The following is a 21,620-nucleotide window of genomic DNA, read 5'->3' as shown; positions in this document are numbered from 1 at the left end:
GCTTTAAGATGAGGTCATAAGATCAACAAAAACGATTTAGCTTGGGAGGCAAATATGAGTAAACAAAAAACGGCTGAACTTAGAAAAAGTGTCTCACCTTTTGAAAAATCAGACTTTAAAGCAAGTGTCCGCCAAATGATTAATACCATTCCACCATTTTTTCTATTATGGTTTTTAGCTTATCAAAGCTTATCGATATCTATTTTACTGTCACTCGCACTTTCTGTAGTGGCTGCAGGATTCGTTGTGAGAATCTTTATTATCTTCCATGACTGCTGTCACGGATCATTCTTTAAAAATAAAAAAATTAATACAATATTGGGTACGGTTACCGGCGTCATTACCATGTTCCCTTTTGAAAAGTGGAAGAGAGAGCACTCGATCCATCACGCAACCAGCAGTAATCTGGATAAACGCGGAGTTGGAGATGTATGGATTATGACAGTGGATGAGTACGCCGCTGCTTCTTTTAAAGAACGACTGGCTTACCGTCTGTACCGCAATCCGCTAGTTATGTTCGGACTCGGTCCGCTTTACCTTTTCTTTGTAACAAACCGCATGAATCGCAAAGATGCACGCAAAAAAGAAAGAAATAATACGTATTTAACAAATGCAGCGATTATCGCTGTGTATGGCCTGATGATTTGGGCAGTCGGCTGGCAGGCATTTTTGCTGGTTCATGGTCCGGTTATGTTTGTGTCAGGCTCGCTTGGCATCTGGTTGTTTTATGTACAGCATCAGTTTGAGGACTCTTATTTTGAAGATGAATCAGAGTGGGATTATGTTAAAGCCGCAGTGGACGGCAGCTCCTATTACAAATTGCCAAAAGTGCTTCAGTGGGTAACCGGCAATATTGGCTATCACCATGTGCATCACTTAAGCCCGCGTGTTCCCAATTACAATCTGGAAAAAGCGCACGAATCCACTCCGCCTCTTCATCAGGCAACGACCATCACAATGGGATCAAGTCTTCAATCGATCCGATTCCGCCTGTATGACGAGAGCCGTAAAACATTTGTCAGCTTTAAAGAAGTGAAGCAGCGTATTAAAACAGGAGAACTGAATGTGCAGCTTAACCGTAAAATAAGCAGTGTTGAAGGAAAATAACCTTTACTTCACCCGTCCAATTGGGCGGGTGTTTTGTTTTTGGAGTTCTTTAGTGCAGTAAAGGGGCCTGGCCCCTTTACTGCACTAACGCGTTTTTTGGTATACTGAAAAAGCAGAGGAGGCTGGCTTTTTACGGTGAGTTTGCAGGGGTATTTTGATATAATATAGAAAAGAAAGGAAGGGCTTGGGTGCGTAATTGGTATAATATTTTTCCAAAGAATACGGGTTTGAATATTTACATATGGATCATTTTTTGTATGCTTCCGTTTTATTTTATTTTCAGGTCTTCTTCCTGGATTGAAATTGCGGTAGGTGTGTTAATGATTTTGCTTTTCTTCATTGCGTATAGACTGACTTTTTTAACGAAAGGATGGGTCAACTACGTGTGGGTAGGGATTGCCATTGCGATCAGTATCGCGATGACAGTCATATTCGGTTTTGTTTATTTCGCTTTATTTCTCGCGTTTATGGTGGGGAATGTTCAAAATAAAATAGGATTTTTTATTTTATATGGAATTCTTGTGCTAACGACGATTGCTACCGTGAATATCGCTTTTTTTACGCAGGACGAATTGTTTTTCTCTCAATTTCCTTTTGTGTTAATCAGTGTAATCGGCGTTATTCTTCTGCCGCTGAATTCGTATAACAGCAATAAAAGGGATAAACTCGAAACACAGCTTGAGGTGGCAAATGAGCGTATTTCCAAGCTTATTGTCATGGAGGAACGTCAAAGAATTGCCCGGGATCTCCACGATACACTTGGCCAGAAATTATCGCTGATTGGGCTGAAAAGCGACCTGGCCGGGAAGCTGATGACAGCCGATCCTGAAACAGCTAAAAAGGAAATGCTGGATGTCAACCAAACAGCCAGAACAGCTCTGAAGGAAGTGCGGGAACTCGTTTCAGATATGAGGGGCACAAAGCTTCGAGATGAGCTGGTGCATGTGAAGCAGATTTTAAACGCTGCCGGGATTGCTTTTGATATACAGGGAACAGATACTTTGCATCACACACCTTTTCTTGTGGAAAATGTTTTAAGTATGTGTTTAAAAGAAGCCGTTACAAATGTCGTAAAGCATAGTGAAGCTGACCTTTGTGAGATCAGCATCCTGCAGACATCTGAAGAAATTCGCCTCCTTATTAAGGATGATGGCAATGGTCTGGCAGAAGGTGTGGATCGTGACAACGGGAACGGTTTGCAGGGGATGAGAGAGCGTCTTGAATTTGTGAATGGTTCAATGGACATCCGTTTTGCAGAAGGTACATCATTGACGATACGGGTGCCTGTTGTTATTAAAGAATCAAAGGAGGAGTAACAATGATCCGGATTGTATTAGCTGAGGATCAGGGGATGCTGCTTGGTGCATTGGGGTCCCTTCTTAATTTAGAGGAAGATATGGAAATTGTGGGAAAAGCCAGAAATGGAGAAGAAGCGCTGGAATTAGTAAAGCAGGAGAATCCCGACGTTTGTATTATGGATATTGAGATGCCATTGATGAGCGGGCTCGATGCAGCGCTTGAACTAAAAGATCATCCATGCAAAATCATCATCCTGACAACCTTTGCAAGATCCGGTTATTTTGAGCGTGCCCGAAATGCAGGCGTCAGCGGCTATTTGCTCAAAGACGGTCCGAGCGATGAATTAGCTAATTCAATCCGCACGATCATGGAAGGCCGCCGCATATACGCGCCTGAGCTTGTTGATATGGCTTTTGCAGATGTAAACCCGTTGACCGAGCGTGAAAAACAGGTTATTGAACTCATTGCAGAAGGTAAAAACACCAAAGAAATCGCAAGCGAACTTTTTATCACAAATGGCACCGTGCGCAACTATATCTCAGTTATCCTGGATAAATTAGAGGTCAGCAACCGCATAGAAGCGATTTCCCGTTTTAAGGAGAAGGGCTGGTTTAAGTAACTGGATAGGCGTTTTTGTGACCCGGCTATTATGTAAGATTCTTTACTGCCCTGCAGGCAAACGATTTCTGTGGAAAAGGATATGAGCCTGTGCGGGCTGACCCTGCCCAGGCCGGTCCAGACATCTTTTAACTCACAGCAGCTTTGCGTTTATTTCCCCTCACCTTTCTACGCATTTGATTTTTGCTTACACATATGGATATAGCATGACCGTCTACAACATTCCCCAGAAAAATTGGATCTCAGTTGTCAGAAAGTGAAGAATCAAACCGACGATTATCACCTTGATAATCTGCCTGGGAGAACGATACAACACTCCTATCGCGGCAAACCAGAGGACCAATTCCAGTACATGTTTAATGTGAAAATACCCAATTCCAAATCCAAAAGCCTGTCTTGAAAAAACCACAATTAATAATGAGGACAAAGAAACAGCCATAAGGCTTTTTCCTCTTGCATACCAGCATAAAAAAGCCAAAAAAGGTGAAATTCCAGTTATAAAAATCCAAATCATCATATAATCTCCTAGGTAAAAACCGGCAATCAAAACGGTATAAAGATAATAGCTGCCCACCATGCCTGCAAAAAACAAGAAAACATTTAATGCAGATTTAAAAGGAGATTTGCTGTAGAGTGTGATCAGCATCGCAAGAAATATCCAAACACCTATGCGGGAAAAAAAGTTCCTCAAATCCAATACCTCCAGTAAATAAGGTAATGAATTACTGGGAGTTTCATCGAGAACCTTTGCCATTACCCCTAACAACACCCCGGCAATCAACAGCAATATGGAGTGAATCACTTTTCTTGGTTCCTGACTGAAATTAACATTTATTGATTTAACTAAAAAAACAACCATTATCTCCTCCTGTGAACTAAAATGGGAATTTTTTATTTAAGTACTATTATAAAGCAGGTTTCATTGTATTGATTATCTATTGTTATGGAAATTTCATTCTGGTCTAATGCGGATAGGCATGTTGACACATCATTCACATGTTTTCGCATATCCCGACCCGTTAAAGATGAAAATACGTTTATACTTAGGTATAATTAAAATAAACAATATGTGAATAAGTTCACAAATGATTTCATGGATGAAAATTGCTTGTTGATAGGAGAATTACTACATGAATGTCTTAAATCCTTATCTTAAACAATATAAAGGCACGCAGATCTTTTTAGTGGCCACGGCTATTTTAACTGGTTTGAGCATCATTGCTCAGGCGTATTTAATTGTGCTTGCGGTGGATCGTGTTTTTCTACAGGGTCATCCGTTTGAATCCATTGTCCCGATTCTAGGCTGGCTGGCGCTTGCATTGCTGCTGCGGGCTGCACTTACTTTTGCGAGCGGACGGGCAGGAGTCCGTATGGCGTCGAAGGTGAAGCAGGATTTTCGCCGGAGGCTGCTTGATAAGTTTTCAAAAAACCCGGTGCAGGCTTCGCTTCAGGGACAGTCGGGTCAAAAGGTAAGTGTCATGATGGACGCAGTGGATGAGATTGACAGCTATTTCAGCCGCTACATTCCGCAGGTGATCCAAACGTCCATTATTCCATTGATGATTCTGATTATTGCTTTCAGCCAGCATCTTTATACCGGCCTTCTGATGATCATTACAGCACCTTTTATTCCGCTGTTTTTCATTATCATTGGCATTAAGACGCAAAAGAAATCAGAAGAGCAATTGGATAAAATGGCGGCTTTTTCGGGTCGCTTTTTGGACACGCTTCAGGGGCTGACTACGCTGAAACTATTCGGAAGGGCCGCTAAACAGAAGGACGCGATACGCGAAAGCAGCTATGGGTTCAGAGATGCCACAATGGATGTGCTGAAGGTGGCGTTTATTTCCTCCTTAATGCTTGAGTATATTTCCATGCTGAGCATCGGCCTGATCGCGCTTGAACTTGGTCTTCGGCTTGTGGTGTTTGAAAGTGTCACTTTTTTCACTGCATTCTTTCTGCTGGTTCTGGCTCCGGAATTTTATTTAGCGATTAAAGAGCTGGGAAGCGCTTTTCATACCGGAAGAGGCAGCATGGGGGCTGCAAAAAAGATTATAGATGAACTTGAAAAGGACGACCAGCCTGTGGCGTGGGGTGAAAGACAGCTTGATGTTTCCAATCCTCCAGTTATCCACCTTAAAGAAGCAGGTTTTAAATATGGGGACAAAGGCTTTGAGCTGACAGGTGTATCTGCTGAAATCAAACCCTATATGAAAGTGGCGGTTGTGGGACGCTCCGGTTCTGGTAAATCCACTTTGCTTCATTTACTTGCCGGACTTGTGGCGCCTTCAAACGGGAGCATTGAAGTTGAACATAACCCACTATCGAATTATTCGGAAGAAGCATGGTTTAATGAAGTCAGCTATATATCACAGAAACCATATGTGTTTTCAGGCACCATTGCCCAAAATATTGCTATAGGCGGGGGCAAACAGGCAGCACGTGAAGACATAATAGCGGCTGCTCAAAAAGCAGGGATATCGCAAATGGTATCCTCTTTGTCCCAAGGCTATGATACGCCAGTCGGAGAAGGCGGACGGGGACTATCCGGCGGGGAAAAGCAGCGTTTGGCCATTGCAAGAGCATTTCTAAAAAACCCGTCCATCATTTTGTTTGATGAACCAACTACCGGGCTTGATTTAAAGACCGAGCAAATTCTTCAGGCATCCATTAAGGAGCTTTCAAAAAAATCTACAGTCATCACGGTTGCACACAGACTGCACACCATTCAGGATGCGGATCTTATTTTATTCCTTGATGACGGTGAACTGAAAGGTGCCGGCACTCATGAAGAACTTATGGATAAAGAATCTGATTATCGCAGCATGGTGTCACTGCAGCAGGGAGGGAATTCAGCATGAAGGACCTGTCCATTGTTTTGAAGGAAGTAGGGCGTGAAAGAAAAGACATTTTTATGTCCATTTTATTTGGTTTTTTGGCGGGAATTACGGCTGTCGGTTTATTTGCTTCAAGTGGATATCTGATATCTAAGGCGGCCCTGGTTCCACCTCTTTACGCATTGACAGTTATGATTGCGCTTTTGAAAATGTTCGGGCTGGCCCGAGCAGTCAGCCGGTATGGAGAGCGCCTTTATTCTCATAGAGCTACGTTTTCAATTTTGAGTAATTTAAGAGTTAATTTCTTTGAAAAGCTTGAACCTCTTGCCCCGGGCATTTATCAAAAATACAGAAGCGGAGATTTATTGGCACGGATTGTCGGAGACGTTGAAAGTCTGCAAAATTTCTTTCTGCGTGTGTATTATCCGCCCATTGTTCTGGTCATCGTTTTTTTAAGCACCATTGCTTTTACGATGTTTTTCTCCGTGTATATTGCGCTCGTTTTGGTCGTGGGACTTATGTTAACAGCTCTGGTCGTACCTGCTTATTTTGCTTTAAGCCAGCGCAAAATTGATTCCCGTGTGCGTGAACAGCGGGGAGAACTTTCGACAGAAGTGACGGAGCTTTTATATGGCTTCCGGGAGCTGAAATTGTATCAGCGTTTAGATGAAAAAGAAAATCTGCTGAAAGCTTCTTCTCAGAAATATATTCAGGAGCAGGAGCGCGAAGGGGTTCAATTGATATTCAACCAGTCAGTTAATACAGCGGTCTCCCTGATGGTTTCATGGGTGGTGCTGGCGCTTGGTGCCTATCTGGTAACAGAAGGCCAGTTTGACGGGTTGTTTTTAGCGATGTTGGTGATGATTTCTCTTACCGTTTTTGAAAATGCTACCCCAATGGCGGCTTTGCCTGGGAATCTGGAAGAAAGCAGGACTGCTTCAAACCGGCTGTATTCGGTGGTCAAAGAAGCGCCAGCAGGCACTTTAGAGCCCATCACTTCACTGCCCGAATCACAAGCGCTGTCTGTTCGTTTAAAAGAGCTTACTTATCAATTTGAAGGTGAAGAGCAGCAAGCAGTAAGTAACGTGAGTTTTTATCTTCCTGAGGGTTCAAAAACGGCGATTGTGGGTCCAAGCGGTTCAGGGAAATCAACGGTGCTGATGCTCATATTAAAAGTGCTTCAAGCAAGCGAAGGTGATCTGCAGCTGGGCGGACAATCCATTAAGCACGTAAAAGATGAGGATATCTGGTCCAAATCAAATGTCGTCCTGCAGGATAATCATTTTTTCTACGGCACCATTCGGGAAAATCTTGAGCTTGCAGGAACCGGCTTTACAGATGAAGAGTATAAAAATGCCCTTCATCAAGTTGAACTGCCTCATTTTGATCTCGACAGCGAGGTCCTTGAGCGCGGCGAAAATCTTTCCGGCGGTGAAAAACAGCGTCTTGCGATTGCCCGTGCCATGCTGAAAGGACAGCGGCTGTGGATTTTAGATGAACCTACGTCCTCGATTGATGCTCTGACTGAGCAGGTTCTGTATGAGCGTTTGTTCGAGCAGGCTGCTGATGATACGCTCGTTCTCGTGAGTCATCGTCTCACAGGTCTTGAAAAAATGGATCAGATTATAGTAATGGAAAAAGGGGAAGTCGTGGAAGCCGGATCATTTAATGAACTCATGGCTAAGCAAGGCTACTTTTATGAAATGAAACAAATTGAAAAAAGTGTTTTTGGTTAGGATCAGCATAAGAAGCGTCCGGAAAAGATCATTTCCGGACGTCTTTTTTATGGAGTGAGTTTGCCTTTGCCACGACCTTTCCACAAAACTTCTTCAAAATGATACAATCAAGGCATTGATAAATTAACGTGTCAGGAGTTTGAAAATGAGTGCAGAAGAATTTTTTCTAAGAAAACATAAGGAGCTGAAGGTTTCCCTTAATGAGGTTCAAAAAAGAGCCGTGCTGCATACGGAAGGGGCCTTGCTTTTACTGGCTTCACCAGGCTCGGGTAAAACAACCACCATTATTATGCGCATCGGCTACTTAATTGAGGTTAAAGGAATTTCACCGGAACGTATTAAAGGAGTCACCTTCAGCAAAGCATCAGCTGAAGATATGAAAAGCAGGTTTGCACGGTTTTTTCCAGCGCTTGAGCCAGTTGATTTTTCTACGATCCACTCACTGGCATTTTCCGTGGTGCGGGAGCATTGCCGGGAGCAGGGGATGGAGTACCAGCTGATTGAGGGGAATTTTGATCCTGCCAATCCGGCTGCCAACAAAAAGATGCTCCTTCGAAATCTCTTTCAAAAGCTTAACGGGGAAGCGATCACAGACGACCAGCTTGAGGAACTTTCGAGCTATATCAGCTTTATAAAAAATAAGCTGCTGCCGAAAGAAAAGTGGTCAACCGTTCCATGTGAAGTCCCGCAGGCAGAAAGAATTTTTGAGCAATATGAAGAAACAAAAGCGCAGAATGAAAAGCATCTCCTGCTTGATTATGATGACATGCTGACGCTTGCAAATGAAGCGCTTGCCTCGAATCGACGCTTATTGAAGAAGTATCAGCAAAAATACGAGTATCTTCTGACAGATGAAAGCCAGGATACCTCACTTGTGCAGCATGCTATAATCGAAAAGCTTGTGCAGCAGCATGGTAATTTATGTGTTGTAGCAGATGACGACCAGTCGATTTATACATGGCGGGCGGCCGAACCGCAATATTTACTGGATTTTAAAAAGGTTTACCCGGACGCAACCATTTTGATGATGGAGCAAAATTACCGTTCCACTCCTCAAATTGTCGAGCCTGCCAACCGGTTTATTAAACGAAATAAAAACCGGTACGATAAAAATATGTTCACTCAAAATGAGGAAGGAGATAAAATCAGCATCAAAGTGTTCCCCGATTATGAGGATCAGTCCCGCTATATTGGAAGGGAGCTTGCTTCATTAACCCATTACAATGAAGCAGCTGTGCTTTACCGGACGAATAGTTCAGCCATCCTGCTGATGAACGAACTTGACCGCGCGGATATCCCGTTTTACATGAAAGATTCAGATCAGCGGTTTTTTTCTCACTGGGTAGTGGAAGATATTCTGAATTTTATGCGGCTGACGTTTAACGATAAACGCATCGATGTTTTTGAGCAGTTTCACTCAAAGTGCAAGGGCTATATTACAAAGCAGCAGGTTCAGCAGCTCAAAGGTGTGCCTTCCCAGGATTCCGTATGGGACAAACTGATTCAGCATGTTCCATTAAAGGATTATCAAATTAAACAGGTGAAAGCATTAAAACAAACCTTTCATTTAATGAAGGACGAAGCACCCTATGCGGTGATTAAGCTGATCCGGGAGCGCGCAGGCTATGATAAGGCGCTTGAGAAAATGAGTGAGCGATTGGGCTTCTCAATGGATCATTTGAAAGATATTCTGATGACGCTTGAAGAAATTGCGCGAAAAGAAGAAACAATGAAAGGCTTCGCTGCCCGTTTAAAGCATCTGGAATCTCTGCTGAAAACATCAAAGTTCAATAAAAATCAAAACGCAGTAACCCTCTCCACCCTGCATAGCTCTAAAGGATTGGAATTTAAGAATGTTTATATGATGGATTTGATTGCCGATGTGATTCCTTCCAAAAGTGATCAAAAAGAAAGCGATGAGGGGAATAAGGAGCCAATGGAAGAAGCGGCACGATTGTTCTACGTGGGAATGACAAGAGCCCAGGAGCATCTGGAGCTCCTGTCTTACCGAATGCGCAACGGCAAGGCCACAAAACCTTCTCTATTTTTATTAAATGTGAATCACATTATCAATCCGCCGGAAGAAAAAGAAGAAGCCTCCATCCATACACGGGCGGTCCCGAAAAACCCGAATGCCCTGACAAGAGTTTCAGAGCTGGAAGTCGGCAGAAACGTCAAGCACCGGGTCTTCGGACGGGGAGAAATTCTTGGCTTTGTTGATGAGGGCCTTGAAATCCGCTTTACGAAATCAACTAAAAAGCTGTCCATCGAAATGTGCTTGACCATGGGACTGCTTGAACCGAGTGACCAGTAAATGGGCGAGAAGAACACGACTTACTCCGCCAAACCACAAAAATGGACGTTTGCTCTCATTTTCTTCTTCGCAGTTTTGCCGCTTCCCTATATGATGCAAAATCAGGCAGGACCGGCACTGTGGGTGTATATCGTTCTTTTAAGTGGAATTTTACTGCTGGGTTTTCTCCGTTTTGAGATTAAAGTGGAATCGGGAGCCCTGCACTATTCGATCCAGTTGTTCTCTAAGTCTATTTATCAACTGTCGCTTCCTCCGGAGAAAATAAAAAGAATGCTGTTTTGCCGTTTCGGCTGGACATCTAAAGGCGTGGTCATTGGATTGCAAAAAGGTTTTTCAATTCGACTCGTTCGTTTTTCGGATGCTGCCATTCAAGCTGTTTACATCTTTGCATGCGAACATGAACTTTCTGCTCATAAAACGGATGAATATGTCTCCCTTGAAAAATCAACTGCAAAAGCAAAAGAGCGACATGAAAAAAGGGTAGGAAAATAAACTTTTACTATGCGTCATCTGTTGTATGGATAATCGCAAGGGAGGATAGCAGATATGAACATCCAATTGGACGATCTTTCAGGCATTAAGATAAAGGAACTGATCAGAGAGCATCTGTCAGGGATGCTTGAGCATTCTCCGCCGGAAAGCAAGCATGCACTTGGTCTTGAAGAGCTGAAAAAATCGAATATTACGTTTTGGAGTGTGTGGGAAGAAGAGGAATTGCTCGGTTGCGGAGCATTAAAAGAGATTGACGCTCAGCATGGTGAAATTAAATCGATGAGAACGGCAAAAGCCCATTTAAGAAAAGGTGTCGCAAGAAGGCTGCTTGAGCATGCAATAGATGAATCGCGCTGCCGCGGCTATAAACGTATTAGCCTTGAAACCGGATCAATGGAAGCATTCGAACCTGCAAGGCAGCTTTATTTGCGTTTTGGCTTTACTTTCTGCCCACCGTTCAACGGGTACAAAGAGGATCCTAACAGCTTATTTATGACTAAAAAATTATCATGACGCCAGGTCTTGAATAATAAAAGCAAAAAAGCCTCCATTATGGAAGGCTTTTTTCATCGGAATGAATCTCACTATTCTTCAGCAGCTAAGGCATCTGCTTTTGTGGTGTGAACCGTTCCAAATGGATGATTGGGCGGAGCATAAATAGAGTAGAGCTTCAAAGGTGTACTTCCTGTATTAATTAGATTGTGCCAGGTTCCGGCGGGGATAAAAATAGCGGAATCATCCATCACATTGCTTTGGAATTCGACTGATTGATTGGTGGTTCCCATTTGAACAACACCATTGCCCTGCTCAATACGCAGGAACTGGTCTACGTTTGGGTGCATTTCTAAACCGATGTCTTCTCCCGGGTTAAGACTCATGAGTGTCAGCTGCAAATGGGTTCCAGTCCATAAAGCAGAACGAAAAGCATTGTTTTGCAGTGTGGCTTCGTTAATGTTTACAACGTACGGAGCGGGTCCGTAGTCGGGTAATCGGTACCATTGATCTCCAGCGTTGGAGTGGTAAGAATCATATCGGATTGTCTGGTATGGATCATTATTATAGTAACCATATGGATTATAATACATGCTAATCAGTCCTTTCCCGGCTTTATTAGTATCCTATGCTGAAGTCGGGAAGAGGTACTTAAAATAGGACCGGTTCATTTCCGCTTCGTCCGGAGGCTTTCCGCGTGGCGGGAGATGAGCCCCTTTGATGCTTTCACATCGGCATGGTCTCACCTTCCCGCTTCATCACGCAGGAGTCCCCGGTTTCCGCTGCAATGAACCTATTCTTTTGTCATTTCACTCGTACTAGTAATTTTGAACAACAGTCTACTGTTTTTTTGCAAGGAATGTATTTTTTGAAAAAGGAAAGTGGACCGGTTCATTTCCGCTTCGTCCGGAGGCTTTCCGTGTGGCGGGAGGTGAGCCCCTGTGATGCTGTCGCATCTGCTTGGTCTCACCCTTCCCGCTTCATCACGCAGGAGTCCCCGGCCTCCGCTGCAATGAACCTATTCTTTCATCATTTCATTAGGACTAATAATATTGAACAGCTGTCTACTGTTCTTTTTGTCAGTCACTGATTTTTTGAAAGAGGGAATAGGACCGGTTCATTTCCGCTTCGTCCGGAGGCTTTCCGCGTGGCGTGAGCGTGAGCCCCTTTGATGCATTCGCATCGGCATGGTCTCACCCTTCCCGCTTCTCCCCGGTTTCCGCTACAATGAACCTATTCTTTTGTCATTTCACTTGTACTTATAGAGTAGAACAACAGTGTACTGTTTTTTGGCAAGCAATGTATTTTTTGAAAAAGGGAATAGGACCGGTTCATTTCCGCTTCGTCCGGAGGCTTTCCGCGTGGCGGGAGGTGAGCCCCTTTGATGCTTTCGCATCGGCATGGTCTCACCCTTCCCGCTTCATCACACAGGAGTCCCCGGCCTCCGCTGCAATGAACCTATTCTATTGTTACTTCACTTAGCCAATAGAAAGTAAAAAAGGTTTTTCTGCGTAGGCACCAGGATTAAAAAAACCGCCGTAGATTCCATAAAGACAGAGTCCACGGCGGCTTTGCATGCTTTTAAAGTCCAAGTGAAATATATTTTGTTTCCAAGTACTCGTCGATGCCTTCATGTCCGCCTTCGCGGCCGAGTCCGCTTTGCTTGAATCCGCCGAACGGTGCCTGAGCTGCTGATGGGAGTCCGTCGTTTAAGCCGACGATGCCATATTCGAGTGCTTCAGAGATTCGGATGCCGGTTGCGATATTTTCTGTGAATACGTAAGCTGCTAGTCCGTAAATCGTGTCATTTGCCCGTTGGATCACTTCTTCCTCCGATGCAAAAGTGGTGATCGGTGCTACTGGTCCAAATGTTTCTTCGTTCATGCAGAGCATGTCGTCTGTAACGCCTGATAATACAGTCGGTTCAAAATATAAGCCTTCCCGGACGGATCCGCCAAGCTCTAGGTTTGCTCCTTTTTCTTTTGCGTCTTTAATATGCTCATTTACCTTATCCACTGCGTCCTGATTGATTAATGGACCCAGATCCACGCCTTCTTCAAGTCCATTGCCGAGCTTCAGTTTGTTAACCTTTTGGGTGAACTTTTCGGTAAATTCTTTTGCAATGGATTCATGAACATAAATGCGGTTGGCACATACACAGGTTTGACCGGCATTTCGAAATTTAGTGGCAATTACTCCATCTACCGCCTTATCAAGGTCGCTGTCTTCCATGACAATGGCAGGGGCGTGACCGCCAAGCTCAAGAGAAAGTTTTTTTACTGTATCAGCGGCGCCTTTCATTAAGGTTTTGCCTACTTCTGTTGAGCCGGTGAATGTAATTTTGCTGACCCGTTTGTCCTGTAGCCATTCTTCGCTGATTTCAGAGGATTTTCCTGTGACAAGATTGATGACGCCCTTTGGTATTCCTGCTTTTTCAGCGAGCTGAACGAGCTTGATTGCGGTGAGTGGAGTCGAGCTGGCCGGTTTGATCACAACCGTGCAGCCGGAAGCAAGTGCCGGTCCCACTTTTCGGGTAATCATCGCAGCAGGAAAGTTCCATGGTGTGATGACAGCCGTTACGCCGACGGGCTGTTTGTGTACAAAGATCCGCTTATTTTCCTTGGAGGCCGGGATCATTTCTCCATACACCCGCTTGCCCTCTTCTGCGAACCATTTTATAAAGCTGTTAGCGTAAGCAATTTCTCCCTCCGCTTCTTTCAGTGGCTTTCCTTGTTCGAGCGTCATGATTCTCCCAAGCTCCTGCGTCTCTTCCTCAATCAGTGCAGCCCATTTTAGCAGCAATTCACTTCGTTCATATGCTGTCCGTTTAGACCAGGGAAGAAACGCAGCATGGGCAGCATCGACAGCGCTCCGGGCCTCCTGTTTGCCGCCCTGGGGAACGGTGGCAAAGACTTTTTCAGTTGCAGGGTTAGTGATTTCAATCACAGGTAAATCCTGTCCTGTTTCTTTTCCGTCAATAAATAAAGAATATCGATCCAAAACGATCCACTCCTAACCTGAATTTCTTTACTATGTAAGTACCCTAATTTATTCATCTAAATCATTTTAACGTGAGTGAATGAATGTTCATTTTTAGAAAATGATGAGCTATACTATATACATAAGAGAATAGCAGGAGGCGAACGATTTTGCCGGTAGACAAAGGGGATATATTTACATGGAAGCGTACTTTCACGGAGGAAGACATCCAGCTTTTCGGTGAACTGACAGGTGATCTGGGTCAGCATCACACCGAAAAAGACGAGAATGGAAGAGTAATGGTTCACGGCTTGCTGACTGCGAGCATTGGCACAAAAATTGGCGGTGATCTGCATTATATAGCGAGAGAAATGACGAGCAGATTTCTTCGTCCAGTTTTTTCAGGAGATACGATTACATGCGAACTAATGGTGACAGATGTTCTCCCAAAAGAGGGGTTCAGTTTGGTTAATGTAACCTCCATTTACACAAATCAAAATGGAAAAGAGGTTTTATCTGCATCCAGTGAAGGAATTATACGAGACAAATAGGACCGTTTTAAGCCCAATTTTAAAAAACAGATAAAGCTGGAAGAAATATGGGTATCACGCTTTAACGGGAGGTTTTCGTAATGATTCGAAAGGCTGCGCGCGAAGATGCACGAAAAATCAGCAGGGTGAAGATCGAGGGATGGCGAGAGACATATAAAGGTTTGATTGATCAAAAATTTCTTGATGGAATGTCTGAGGACCGGTTGGCGGAAAAGTGGGAAAAAGATTTTGATGATGAACGGGCCTGTACCTGGGTGGCTGAGATCGATAACGAGATTATAGGATTTGCGATTGCAGGCGAATCAAGAGAATCAGATTTTCCTGATCACCCCTATGAGATTATGGCCATTTATCTTTTAAAGCCGCATCAAAATAAAGGAATTGGACAAATGCTTGTGTCAAAGATCATTGAAACACTTGCTATGACGGGAGACGGAGGAATTTATGTGTGGGCATTTGATGAGAACCCTTATTGTGCGTTTTATCAAAAGCTTGGCGGCACCCCGATGTCCCATCAGGTGTTGGAGATAGAAGGCAAAGGCTATAACGAAACAGCTTACGGCTGGGAAAGCCTGCGAGACATCCGGCTGTAAGCATATACTGGTTATTTGGAGGGAATCGATGGAGCGCACAGTTTACCAAGTACATTCCCTGAATGCGGGGAAAACGGAAACACTGACATTCGGCAGCAAAACCTTTGATTCAGCGATACGGAAGCGTCCGGTGAACCATCGGGTATGGGTGCATAAATTAGGGATGGAAGAGGATGAGCAGGCTTATAAAGATCATGGCGGCACAGAAAAAGCCGTTTGCCAGTATCCTTACGAATATTATAGTTATTGGAAGGACCTCCTCGGGTTTTTAGAAACAGAGGCATTGTTTGGAGAGAACTTGTCGACAATCGGTCTGACTGAGGAGAACACGCACATCGGTGATATCTTCGCCCTTGGGGAAGCCCGGCTGCAGGTAACAGAGCCAAGGCAGCCGTGCTATAAGCTTGCAGCAAAATACAATATCCCGGATCTGGTGGCAAGAATGCAGAAGTCAGGCTATACAGGCTTTATGTTCAGGGTGCTTAAAGAGGGATGGGTCTCGCCGGATGATGAGCTGATCCTGATCAGTCAGGACGAAAAGCGCATCACCGTTGCCGAGGTAAACCGGGTGAAATGGAATAAAAAGGCCTCAGCAGAAGAAGTAGAAGAAATCCTATCTGTTGAAGCCCTGTCAAAAACATTACGAGAGACGTTGAGTAAAAGAAGGAAGCTGTAATACCTGCAAAACAGGAGGCTGGGACAAAACTCAAAAAAGTTTACAAAACGAGAAACTATTTATTGGTAGTAGTAGGTGAGCGGAGCGGAAGGTGGCGACTCCTGCAGGATATGACGGCAAGCTGAGACTTTACAGGGCAACGCCCTGAAAAGGCTCAGCGCCGTCCCTGCGGAAAGCGTCCGCCTGAAGCGCAGTGAACCGGTCGTAGAGCTTGAGACACTTTTGTCCCAAGCTCTTTTAGTTATGTTTTCTTTTATTCACACAAGGGGAACAAAACATGGTAGGATGTAGAAATCAATTCTATTCGCAAAACGAAAGAAATCAGGTGTGAAGAAATGAAGGCTTCTAATGTATATATATGGCTTACAGGTCTTATGGTGGTGTGGGGCTTGAATGTAGTGGCTTTAAAGATACTCGTTCAATCCTTTGATCCGATTGCCATGACATCCATCCGGATTTTAACTGCCGGAAGCGGTGTGCTTCTGATTTTGGCTTTTATGAAAAAATGGAGGATGCCAACGCTTCGGGAATTCGGAGTAATCACAGGAGTAGGATTGTTTAATGTCGTAGGGCATCACTATTTTTTATCTATCGGTCTGACTCTTACATCAGCCGTTAATGCTGGACTCATTCTTGGCTTAATACCTATTTTAACTGCCATTGCAGCGATGATTTTCTTAAAGGCAAGGCTTACACCGTTGAAGCTCATTGGAATTATCATCGGCTTTGCAGGTGTGGCGCTCGTTGTGATGGCTGGCAGCCAGGGAGCATTTCGCGTCGCAGCAGGAGATTTATTTATTTTCATGGCTGGTCTGACTCAGGCAATTTCATTTGTACTGATTAAAAAGACTTCTACTTCGATGAGCATACTGCTTTTAACAGGCTGGATGATGATAACCGGCTCTGTGATCCTGATGGGCATCAGCTTCGCAACAGAACCTGGAGGATTTGCTTCGCTGCTTCAGGGAGAGGGTTATCAATACGCTCTGTTCTTCTCATCGGCTATTTTCGCTACTTGTCTAGGGCATATGATTTACAATAATGCCATCCGTTTGATCGGGCCAAGTGAGTCAGCTGTCTTTACGAATTTGAATTTGCTGTTTTCCATCGCAGGTGCGGCTATTCTTTTAAATGAGGATTTGTATATGGAACAGCTTTTCGGCTTTTTATTTATCGTAGCAGGGGTAGTCTCAGGAAGCGGAGCCATTGATCACTGGATCCGTTCAAGAAAAATAAAAAGGGCAGAGCTGCGTGAAAAAGCGCTCCAAACCGGCAGATATCGTCATTATTCCTAATCAGGTTTCAATTTTTTTACTATAAGACTAGGACTCTCTTACATTTCCACTCAAGGTTAAGATAAACTAAGAGTATAGGAAAAAGAAGGGAGTTTTTTTTATGGCACTGATTGATTGTAATTTCTTTTCTGAAGCGCTCGGGATCAATACGTCGATGAAGGTAATTCTTCCTCAGGATACGACCAACCAAATCGGGATGACCGGAAAAAAAGCAAAGGGTCCTTATCCGGTGCTGTTTCTTTTACATGGACTGTCTGATGACGATTCCGCATGGATCCGCAGAACTTCCATTGAGCGCTATGTATCTGAACTGGGAATCGCGGTGGTTATGCCGCAGGTTCACCGCAGTTTCTATACGGACATGGAACAGGGTCAGCGCTACTGGACCTTTATAAGCGAAGAGCTGCCGGATATTGCGAGATCCTTCTTCCCGCTTTCAGACAGAAGGGAAGACACCTTTACAGCGGGTCTTTCAATGGGCGGCTACGGAGCGTTTAAACTGGCATTACGCCACCCGGATCGATTTTCAGCTGCTGCCAGCCTGTCAGGGGTTATGGATATTGCCGGGTTTAAAAGCCGTTCAGGTGAGCCTTATCATGATTACCACTTAATTTTTGGAAACAAACAAATTGCTCAAACCGACGAAGATCTTTTCTATTTGCTGGAAAAAAGAAATCAGGAATCCGGACCGAAACCAATGCTCTTTCACTGCTGTGGAACGGATGATCACCTTTATGAGGAAAACAAACGATTCAATTATGCCTGCTCGAAAACGTCTTTTGATCATGTCTATATGGAGGACGCTGGGCGGGGGCACGCTTGGGATTACTGGGATGAAAAAATACAGGATGTCTTAAACTGGCTGCCGATAGAAAAGGGATAGTAACCGGTCAAAAATCAGCTGATGGTAATCAGGAAGATTTTTAAGCGGCATCAATGATTTTGAGGTGTAGGGTTAAATGATTAAAATTATAAACGCAGAAAAAAGCAGCAGCGATTCTGTTGTATTTCCTCCCTTCAGTATGGAGATCAAGGTCCGTGAAACAGCAGCCATTCATTCAAGTCTGAATGTACGCAGTGTGTTAATGGATATTTTTTCCGGTGGTATGTCTCTTTCCAGTGGCAGCATAGAAATATCCGGAAACAAGCTTGCTTCTGACTTTAAAAATTATAATGGCAAATTATCAGTTATGTTTCTTGAAGAGGGCTTATACGAACGATTGACGGTAAAAGAGCAAATTACATTTTGGAAAAAATTGCATTTATCTTCTCGTACTTCAGATGAAATTCTTCGTCTCGTTCAGCTCGAGCATCTAAAGAAAAAGCGAATTTCCTCCCTCACTTTTTCTGAAAAAAGGAGGGTCCACTTTGCCCGTCTTCTGCTTGAGAACAAGCCTGTACTCATTTTAGAAGAGCCTGATCAAAATGTGGACCTCGAAACAAGACGAGTGATCAAAAAAGTAACAGAGGCATTAAAAGAGGAAGGAAAAAGCATTCTTCTTTTAACCGGGAACATGGAAAGTGCATTATTTATGACGGAGCACGTACACCGTCTGGATGAAAAGGGGCTGCATAGGCTGGATGTTGAACTCGAGGAGGATGAATCCAGTGGTGAAGAAATACCTGAGAGGGAAGACCATGGGGTCAGTCAGCCTGTTCAAATTGAAAAGATTCCAGCAAAGATAAATGAAAAAATTATCTTGTTTAATCCTCCTGAAATTGATTTTGTTGAAAGCAGCGAGGGGCAGTCGAACTTGAGTGTTCAGGGGGAAGTATATCCATGTACGTTTACACTGAATGATCTTGAAAAGCGGCTCGTTCCGTTTGGATTTTTCCGTTGCCACCGCTCCTACATCGTCAATTTGCAGAAGGTAAGAGAGGTCGTTACATGGACGCGAAACAGTTACAGTTTGGTGCTTGAGGGGACAGATCGCACGACAATCCCGCTTTCAAAATTAAAAATGGCCGAATTAAAAGAGATGCTTGGCCTTAAATAGTGTTCATTCAAGGCATTTTTTGCGCTATTCAACCTCCCCGGACATCCTTTCATCGTTCTTTTAATGCAGAGTCACCCACACTTTTATAAGATGAAATCAGGAAGTGAAGGACTGAGTCCATCTTATAAAAGCAGGGGGCGTATCATGGAAAACATTATAGAAGTTAAAAGGCTGGCTAAAATTTTCGGCAATGAAACAGCATTAAAGGATATTTCTTTCGAAGTGAAAAAAGGGGAGACATTCGGTTTTTTAGGTCCAAGCGGATCAGGCAAAACAACAACTATTAAAATCCTCACCGCTCAATTAAGAGAAACAGACGGAGAAGCCTATGTCTTTGGGGTGCCTGCAGAACAAATAAAGCAAAACCATTACCGCCGCAGAATTGGCGTGTTAACCGATAATTCCGGTCTGTACAGCAGATTAAGCATTTGGGACAACCTAAAGCTTTACTGTGATTTATACGATGTGCCAGCAACGAGAATTGAAGAAGTAATCGAAATGGTGAATTTAAAAGGGGAAGAAAAGAAAAAGGTTTCCGCTCTTTCCAAAGGGATGCTGCAGCGCGTGATCCTTGCCAGATCTTTTCTGCATAAACCGGAACTTCTGTTTTTGGATGAACCAACTTCTGCTTTGGATCCGGTTAATTCCAGACATATCTACCGGGGGCTTGAGAAATTAAAAAGTGAAGGAACGACAATCTTTTTAACCACTCATGACATGAATGAAGCAGAATTGTTATGTGATCGTGTAGCTTTCCTGAACAATGGCACCATCCAGCTTCTTGAAGAGCCTAAAGTGCTGAAAAAGAAATTTGGCAATGACATGCTGAAGGTTGAATTGACAGACGGAACAGAAGTGATGATTGAAAAAGGTCCAAAAGGGGCTCAGCAATTATTCGAGTATATGAATGTGAATAAAGTAGCTGGGATTCAATCAAATGAACCAACGCTGGGTGATATTTTTATTGAAGTGACAGGGAGGAAGCTTTCATGAATCAATCCATAAAAAGGACAATGGCTATATTTCAAAAGGATTATAAGGATTTCACGAAAAATTTGTATGTTTCATCTATGATTTTTCTCCCACTTTTCCTGGCAGCGTTTTACGGGAGAATGGGTGTGCAGAGCCTTGATATGGTCTTTATGGTCTTCAACCTGACACTGACCGTTATCGCAGCGTTTACGCAATCCGCACTGATTGCAGAAGAAAAAGAGAAAAACACTCTTCGCGGACTTATGCTTTCGCCCGCAGGCACAGGTGAAATCCTAATTGGAAAGAGTCTCGTAAGCTTCCTGATATCCGCTATTGTTCTTATATTTTCAGCTTTTCTGATCGGCTATCAGCCTGAAAATGCTTTACTGATTGTGGCTGCACTGTTTGTTTCCATTCTCTTCTATTTGGGGATCGGCACTCTGCTCGGGCTAATTACACGGTCCGTTATGGAAGCATCTGTTGCTATACTGCCTGTGCTGTTATTTTTCTCATTCAGCTCTTTCGCCGTGCAGCTTTCAGACGAGTATCCTATTTTAAAGGTAGCAGAATACCTGCCGAATTCACAGCTCGTAGATCTTGGATACGCCGTTCAAAATGGGGCAGGCTTCGGGGATGGCTGGGCCGCACTATTAATTATAACCGCCTGGACAATTGGGGTCTCGGCCCTGGTTGTGGCAGTGTATCAAAAGAAAATGGTGGACAAATAATTTATAAAAAAAACAAACAAGAGCTTGGGACAAGGTGTCACAAGCTCTTTGACCGGTTCAATGTGTTTTATCATACGGCATTTTCTCCGTGAGGTCGCCACCTTCCACTAGTTCACCTGATCAGACCACTACCGACTTCATTCGATTATTTTCCGGGAAATAATCCAATTGTATAGGTAAATGTCACAAATTCAGCTTTCCTGCCTGCGGATTGTAAAATAATAGCTTAAATACTGTACAAGCGGGATTAGGAGAACAATCCAAATGCTGAGAGAAGGGAAGATTCGTTCATAAACCGGTTCAAAAGCTAAAACCAGAACGATCAATGGGACAAAGTAGGTTAAGAAAATATATGAATTTCTGCAGGCCCTAGCTGTAATGGCTCGTTCTCTTTCATCCTGCTCAGAAAATTCCGGGGGCAGGAAGAAGGATTTAAATGTTTTCTTTCGTTTGGAAAGCTTTTTCATAAGAATATAGGACATAGCGCCGAGCAGTCCGATCGCAATGAAGGGGACAAGCGGAATCTCAACTGAAAACTCTTCTGTTTGATTCCATATAAAATCTGCAAATGATTCATTGCCCTTATAAAATGCAGTCGCCAGCCAGCCTACACATAAAATAGCCAATATGTTAATTATGGTCATTACTGTACTATTATTTTTCAATATTTTCTCCTCCCAGCCAAAATAGTTCTTCCATCTTCACTTCAAATACTTCGCAGATATTCAGTCCAAGAAGCAGAGAAGGGATATAGTCCTGTTTCTCGATTGCAGCAATCGTCTGCCGCGTCACATTCACTTTTTCGGCAAGATCCTCCTGTGTCAGTTTATGAATCGCACGCAATTCCCTCACCCGATTTTTTATCAGCATACTATTATCACCTCATGTTAAATAAACTTAACATTTATACTTTTATTGTATAGTTGAGTTAACA

General features: G+C 43.6%; 21 protein-coding genes. 16 read left to right on the top strand and 5 right to left on the bottom strand.

Annotation, left to right across the window (positions count from 1 at the left end; all coding sequences use genetic code 11):
* Positions 1-54 precede the first annotated feature (54 nt).
* The 3 genes from P6709_RS09425 (at position 55) to P6709_RS09415 (ending at position 3,025) form a co-directional block, all read left to right on the top strand.
* Positions 55-1,107 (top strand): fatty acid desaturase, encoded by a 1,053-nt coding sequence (locus P6709_RS09425; RefSeq protein WP_278240669.1) that lies wholly within the window; start codon positions 55-57, stop codon positions 1,105-1,107.
* 188 nt (positions 1,108-1,295) lie between these two features.
* Positions 1,296-2,423 carry a sensor histidine kinase gene (locus P6709_RS09420; RefSeq protein WP_278240668.1) on the top strand — a complete coding sequence of 376 codons (1,128 nt, stop codon included), beginning with the start codon at positions 1,296-1,298 and terminating at the stop codon, positions 2,421-2,423.
* 2 nt (positions 2,424-2,425) lie between these two features.
* A complete protein-coding gene (locus tag P6709_RS09415; protein ID WP_278240667.1) occupies positions 2,426-3,025 on the top strand; it encodes a response regulator transcription factor in 600 nt (199 codons plus the stop codon).
* A gap of 213 nt (positions 3,026-3,238) precedes the next feature.
* Here the strand turns inward: P6709_RS09415 and P6709_RS09410 are convergent, their stop codons facing one another.
* Positions 3,239-3,883 (bottom strand): hypothetical protein, encoded by a 645-nt coding sequence (locus P6709_RS09410; RefSeq protein ID WP_278240666.1) that lies wholly within the window; start codon positions 3,881-3,883, stop codon positions 3,239-3,241.
* Positions 3,884-4,154: 271 nt separating this feature from the next.
* Here P6709_RS09410 and cydD point away from each other — a divergent pair, with 271 nt between their 5' ends.
* The 5 genes from cydD to P6709_RS09385 all read left to right on the top strand — a co-directional run bounded on the left by cydD (position 4,155) and on the right by P6709_RS09385 (position 10,916).
* Positions 4,155-5,885: a thiol reductant ABC exporter subunit CydD gene (cydD, locus tag P6709_RS09405; protein WP_278240665.1), complete on the top strand. Its 1,731-nt coding sequence runs from the start codon at positions 4,155-4,157 to the stop codon at positions 5,883-5,885.
* The gene (gene cydC, locus P6709_RS09400) at positions 5,882-7,597 is read left to right on the top strand and encodes a thiol reductant ABC exporter subunit CydC (RefSeq protein ID WP_278240664.1); all 1,716 of its coding nucleotides are present in this window, start codon (positions 5,882-5,884) and stop codon (positions 7,595-7,597) included. Before cydD ends, cydC begins: the two co-directional genes overlap by 4 nt.
* 145 nt (positions 7,598-7,742) lie before the next feature.
* A complete protein-coding gene (locus P6709_RS09395; RefSeq protein WP_278240663.1) occupies positions 7,743-9,911 on the top strand; it encodes an ATP-dependent helicase in 2,169 nt (722 codons plus the stop codon).
* Complete coding sequence (locus P6709_RS09390) at positions 9,912-10,403, top strand: hypothetical protein (RefSeq protein WP_278240662.1); 492 nt, start codon at positions 9,912-9,914, stop codon at positions 10,401-10,403. It begins immediately after the preceding gene.
* Between the two features lie 54 nt (positions 10,404-10,457).
* Complete coding sequence (locus P6709_RS09385; protein WP_278240661.1) at positions 10,458-10,916, top strand: GNAT family N-acetyltransferase; 459 nt, start codon at positions 10,458-10,460, stop codon at positions 10,914-10,916.
* Between the two features lie 71 nt (positions 10,917-10,987).
* Here the strand turns inward: P6709_RS09385 and P6709_RS09380 are convergent, their stop codons facing one another.
* Positions 10,988-11,488, bottom strand: coding sequence for a cupin domain-containing protein (locus P6709_RS09380; RefSeq protein WP_278240660.1), 501 nt, complete (start codon positions 11,486-11,488; stop codon positions 10,988-10,990).
* A 988-nt stretch (positions 11,489-12,476) separates the two neighbouring features.
* Entirely contained in the window at positions 12,477-13,895 is a 1,419-nt protein-coding gene (locus tag P6709_RS09375; protein ID WP_278240659.1) for an NAD-dependent succinate-semialdehyde dehydrogenase, read from the bottom strand.
* Positions 13,896-14,044: 149 nt separating this feature from the next.
* Between P6709_RS09375 and P6709_RS09370 the strand changes: the two genes are divergently transcribed.
* The 8 genes from P6709_RS09370 to P6709_RS09335 all read left to right on the top strand — a co-directional run bounded on the left by P6709_RS09370 (position 14,045) and on the right by P6709_RS09335 (position 20,686).
* Positions 14,045-14,425: a MaoC family dehydratase gene (locus P6709_RS09370; protein ID WP_278240658.1), complete on the top strand. Its 381-nt coding sequence runs from the start codon at positions 14,045-14,047 to the stop codon at positions 14,423-14,425.
* Between the two features lie 80 nt (positions 14,426-14,505).
* A complete protein-coding gene (locus tag P6709_RS09365; protein ID WP_278240657.1) occupies positions 14,506-15,018 on the top strand; it encodes a GNAT family N-acetyltransferase in 513 nt (170 codons plus the stop codon).
* A gap of 28 nt (positions 15,019-15,046) precedes the next feature.
* Positions 15,047-15,694 carry an MOSC domain-containing protein gene (locus P6709_RS09360; RefSeq protein ID WP_278240656.1) on the top strand — a complete coding sequence of 216 codons (648 nt, stop codon included), beginning with the start codon at positions 15,047-15,049 and terminating at the stop codon, positions 15,692-15,694.
* Between the two features lie 335 nt (positions 15,695-16,029).
* Entirely contained in the window at positions 16,030-16,989 is a 960-nt protein-coding gene (locus tag P6709_RS09355) for a DMT family transporter (RefSeq protein WP_278240655.1), read from the top strand.
* 100 nt (positions 16,990-17,089) lie between these two features.
* Positions 17,090-17,872 (top strand): alpha/beta hydrolase, encoded by a 783-nt coding sequence (locus P6709_RS09350; protein ID WP_278240654.1) that lies wholly within the window; start codon positions 17,090-17,092, stop codon positions 17,870-17,872.
* A gap of 76 nt (positions 17,873-17,948) precedes the next feature.
* Complete coding sequence (locus P6709_RS09345) at positions 17,949-18,986, top strand: LytTR family transcriptional regulator DNA-binding domain-containing protein (RefSeq protein WP_278240653.1); 1,038 nt, start codon at positions 17,949-17,951, stop codon at positions 18,984-18,986.
* 144 nt (positions 18,987-19,130) lie between these two features.
* Complete coding sequence (locus tag P6709_RS09340) at positions 19,131-19,979, top strand: ABC transporter ATP-binding protein (protein ID WP_278240652.1); 849 nt, start codon at positions 19,131-19,133, stop codon at positions 19,977-19,979.
* The gene (locus tag P6709_RS09335; RefSeq protein WP_278240651.1) at positions 19,976-20,686 is read left to right on the top strand and encodes an ABC transporter permease; all 711 of its coding nucleotides are present in this window, start codon (positions 19,976-19,978) and stop codon (positions 20,684-20,686) included. The genes P6709_RS09340 and P6709_RS09335 overlap by 4 nt, the downstream gene beginning before the upstream one ends.
* Positions 20,687-20,877: 191 nt before the next feature.
* Here the strand turns inward: P6709_RS09335 and P6709_RS09330 are convergent, their stop codons facing one another.
* Positions 20,878-21,351: a hypothetical protein gene (locus P6709_RS09330; protein ID WP_278240650.1), complete on the bottom strand. Its 474-nt coding sequence runs from the start codon at positions 21,349-21,351 to the stop codon at positions 20,878-20,880.
* Positions 21,341-21,556, bottom strand: a complete 216-nt coding sequence (locus P6709_RS09325; RefSeq protein WP_278240649.1) for a helix-turn-helix transcriptional regulator — start codon at positions 21,554-21,556, stop codon at positions 21,341-21,343. The genes P6709_RS09330 and P6709_RS09325 overlap by 11 nt, the downstream gene beginning before the upstream one ends.
* Positions 21,557-21,620: the final 64 nt, after the last annotated feature.

The organism is Jeotgalibacillus sp. ET6, assembly GCF_029667115.1.
GTDB lineage: Bacteria > Bacillota > Bacilli > Bacillales > Jeotgalibacillaceae > Jeotgalibacillus.
This window is presented reverse-complemented; position numbering and strand designations above follow the sequence as displayed.